Genomic DNA, 3,758 nt, shown 5'->3' on the forward strand with positions numbered 1-3,758 from the left:
CACCGGAACCAACCCGGCCACCGACACAAGGTTGTCGTCATCGAACATCGCCGAATCCTCGGCGAACGTGTGGAACAATCGCACTGAAAGTGTCTGCCYGTCCTGGTCTTGATTGCTGCGTGAGAACATTAATCATCCCAGTTCAGAGGACACTTTCGCTATTTCAACACACCTCTACCCGCAGATTACGTCGGTGGATCCAGGCCTAAGCCTGGATACTCCGATGGCGAGTTGAGCAAGGTGGAACGAGCGGCTCGCTCCGATGTCGCCCGGATCCGAGATCGGATCCAGGCCAGCCGGGACCTGGTCGCCCGATTCCGCCACGATCACCAAGCTCTGTCACAGTCACAACAGCAGCTCGCCGAACAACTCGTCCCCATCGCGGAAACCGGTTGTGTTCCACGCCTATCCGGGCATGTCAATGAAACCAGGCTGCGGCGACGCGAACTCGCCCAGCAACTGTTCGTCTGCCAACCTGACCTGTTACCGCTACTGGTTTTGCTGGCCATCCTGACCGGCCGCAACATGGAAACCATCAAGGAGTTGCCCGCAGCCCATCGCGTCCTCGAGGACCGCGCGGTCGAGTTGAGTGTGATCAAACGCCGACGGGGCCAACAGCATTGGCACGAAACGGTGACTTGGGAAATCGGAACGCCCGGACGGGAGCTGCGCACCCCGGGCGGGCTCTATCTGCTCATTCATCGGCTGACCGCGCCCGGCCGAGCACGACAACAAGGATCCGAACGGGTGTGGTCAGTCTGGCGAAACGGTCACCGGTTCCGCGCCGTCGGCACGGTGGGTGAGCACCACGATCCTTTCGCCAAGGGCCTCAACCACACCGATCTCCATAGCCTCGACTGGGCGGCTCGGCACAGCCTCCTGCTCGACAGCTCCCCCGGCGCTCCCGCGGCACCACTGGCGCTGGATTTCAACCGGCTCAAGACCAGTATCGAGGTTCGCCGCACCAAGCAGATGGGTGGTCATCTGCCCTCGGCTGCCCGCACCAACAGTCTGCCCGTGTTGTTCGCCAACTACCTACGCAAAGATCCGACCGTCATCGACTGGGCCGAAGGGATCATGAGCCAGGCCCTCACCGACGCCGAGGAATCCGCCTACGCCGCACACCAGCAGGCGCTGCTGAAGCACTCCGGCAACGCATTACGCGTCGTTGCCGGACAGGCCCAGCCGCAGCAACTCGAAACCGCGGGACTGGCCCCGAATACCGCGCAACAATCCGTGACCGGGCAGCTCGACACCGCTTGGACCGAGTGCATCGATCACGACCATCATCCCGTCACCGGAAAACCCTGCCGCGCAAGCTTTCTGGACTGCTTCCATTGCGGCAACTGCCTGATCACAGGTAAGGACCTTCCCAGGCTGCTCGCACTGCTCGACGCTCTGTCCATCCGGCGTCAGCAACTCCGCGAACAGGATTGGTGGCAACGCTACGGCCCGGTCTGGGCCGCCATCCAACGCGATGTCCTGGTCAAATTCACCCCAGCCGAGATCGACCAGGCCGCGGCGAACAAGCCGACCGACGCACTGCTGGACTTGTTGGAGCATCCATGGCAACAACCCTGACCAACCCTGCCGGCCAGCATCGGTTCGACGACCGGTTCGTGCTAGCCCAGCGCCCACTGCTCACGGGATACCGTCTGGAACAGACGAATCGATTCCGCGACGACGTGTGGCAACTCGGCCCTGCAAATCTTCAAGCCCACACGCGCTCGATTGTGGTGAACCTCGCCCTGATCCCAGCCCCCTGGCGAGTGGTGGCCAAAGAACTACTTTTCGCGATGCTCAGCGGAGACCTTCCACCTGGCGAGGAACGACCCACCATGTCCACGGTCCGGACACGCTACACCGAACTCAAACGGTTCATGACATGGCTGAACACCACAGCAGCGGCGAGGACCGGTCGCAGACCGGCGAGCCTGCGCGAGCTCGTCGGCGCCGATCTGCAGAGCTACCAGAAGCATCTGATTCTCACATTGAAATCGCCCGATTACCGCGACATAGCGCGAGGCGGGGTGCGAATGCTTTGGCGCTACCGCAGTGCGTTGTCCGATCATCTGACCTTCGACCCCGCGCACCTGGATGGCTGGAGCGAGAACAACCGTCGGCGCGGAGAGAACTCGACCAACCGCATTCCTGAGCAAGTGCACGGACCCTTCATGGTCTGGGCGATGCGCTTCGTCGACGACTTCTCCGCCGACATCATCGCTGCTGCCGACAAATGGCGGATCCTGCGATCGCAGGCGCGCCCGAAGACCCCTGCCCGCAACGGCGCAGTCCGTGACCCACTTCGGCAGCTGCTGGCCGACCATATCGCGCAGGGTCAACCGCTGCCCGGTTACCGCGGCAAACCGAACATGCTCGCACTCGCGAGACTCATCGGTGGCAGCCAGAGAGCCGTCAGATCTCGGCTCGACGAGATCGAGGCAGCGGCAGCCATCGTCGGCGTCGACAACTACACCCGCATCGACATCCCCATCACCGGCCGCATCGGCGACCAGCCATGGATCGAAGCCATCGCTACCGACGTCACCGGCTACAAACCCGCCCCCAACCTCGCAAAACTGGTCAACCTGCTGCTCGCGGCAGCTTACGCCACCATCGCGTTCCAATCGGGGATGAGAGATTGCGAGATCAAACACCTACGACGCAACTGTCTTTCGGCCCAGCGCGACGCGACCGGCCGAATCTATCGCTACAAGGTCACCAGCCTCGCGTTCAAGGGCGAAACAGACCCCAACGGAGTTCAGGCAACCTGGATCGTCGGCGCACCCGCCGCCAGGGCCATCGGTGTTCTCGAACAACTCCAACCAGCAGGAACCGACTACCTGTTCGCTGCGACGGAATTCATCGGCGGCTTCGGGCCTGGCTCCCCAATCAAGAACCCCGAAAACCATGCACTGCTGACGATTACGACGAACGACCACCTCAACAGCTTCGTCACCTGGATCAACGAGTACTGCACCACCCACCAGCGCAACGACTTCATCCCGACCGTCAACGGAACCAGCTGGCGGATCACCACCCGCCAATGGCGCCGCACACTGGCCTGGTTCATCGCGCGCCGCCCCGGAGGCTCTATTGCAGGAGCAATTGCGTTCCGGCACTTAAGTATTCAAATGTTCGAAGGCTATGCGGGAACGTCGGACTCCGGATTCCGTGCCGAAGTCGAATCCGAGCAAGCCCTTGCTCGCGGCGAACACCTGCTCGCCATGATCGACCAGCACGAACATACGAACCTTGCAGGCCCCGCGGCCGAAGAGGCCGCCCAACGTCTCCAGGGTTTCGCAGATCGAGCGCACTTTCAGGGCAAGGTCATCACCGACGAACACCGTCTGCGTCGGCTGATGACCCGCGACGATCCGGCGGTCTATCCCGGCAAATACATCACCTGCGTCCACACCCATGCCACGGCTCTCTGCCAGCAACGCCAGGACCATGGCAACAAACTCAGGCCCGATATAGCCACCTGCAAACCGTTGGCCTGCCGCAACGTCGCACTCACCCGGGACAACATCGCCAACCTCCGCCTCGAGATCACCCGCATCGCCGGCGAACTAGACACCCGCCCCCTGTTACCGCCCCTGCTGCGCCTGAGGTTTACCCCGAATGGTGGACAGGGGTTCAAGCAGCTTTTGCTGCGTCTGTCAGGGATTGCTCGTAGCGTAGGGGGCTGAGCATCCCGAGGGCGGAGTGCCGTCGATCATGGTTGTACTTGTGGATCCAATTGTCAACCGCAGCAA

Annotated in this window: 2 protein-coding genes; both read left to right on the plus strand. The window is 62.1% G+C overall.

Going from position 1 to position 3,758, the window contains the following annotated elements:
• The first annotated feature begins 231 nt into the window (after positions 1–231).
• Positions 232–1,581 (plus strand): hypothetical protein, encoded by a 1,350-nt coding sequence (locus tag AB4Y89_RS24370; protein ID WP_442303543.1) that lies wholly within the window; start codon positions 232–234, stop codon positions 1,579–1,581.
• A complete protein-coding gene (locus AB4Y89_RS24375) occupies positions 1,566–3,692 on the plus strand; it encodes a hypothetical protein (RefSeq protein WP_442303544.1) in 2,127 nt (708 codons plus the stop codon). Before AB4Y89_RS24370 ends, AB4Y89_RS24375 begins: the two co-directional genes overlap by 16 nt.
• Positions 3,693–3,758 lie beyond the last annotated feature (66 nt).

Origin of the sequence: Terriglobus sp. 2YAB30_2, from assembly GCF_052114765.1 — a bacterium.
Classification (GTDB): domain Bacteria; phylum Acidobacteriota; class Terriglobia; order Terriglobales; family Acidobacteriaceae; genus Terriglobus.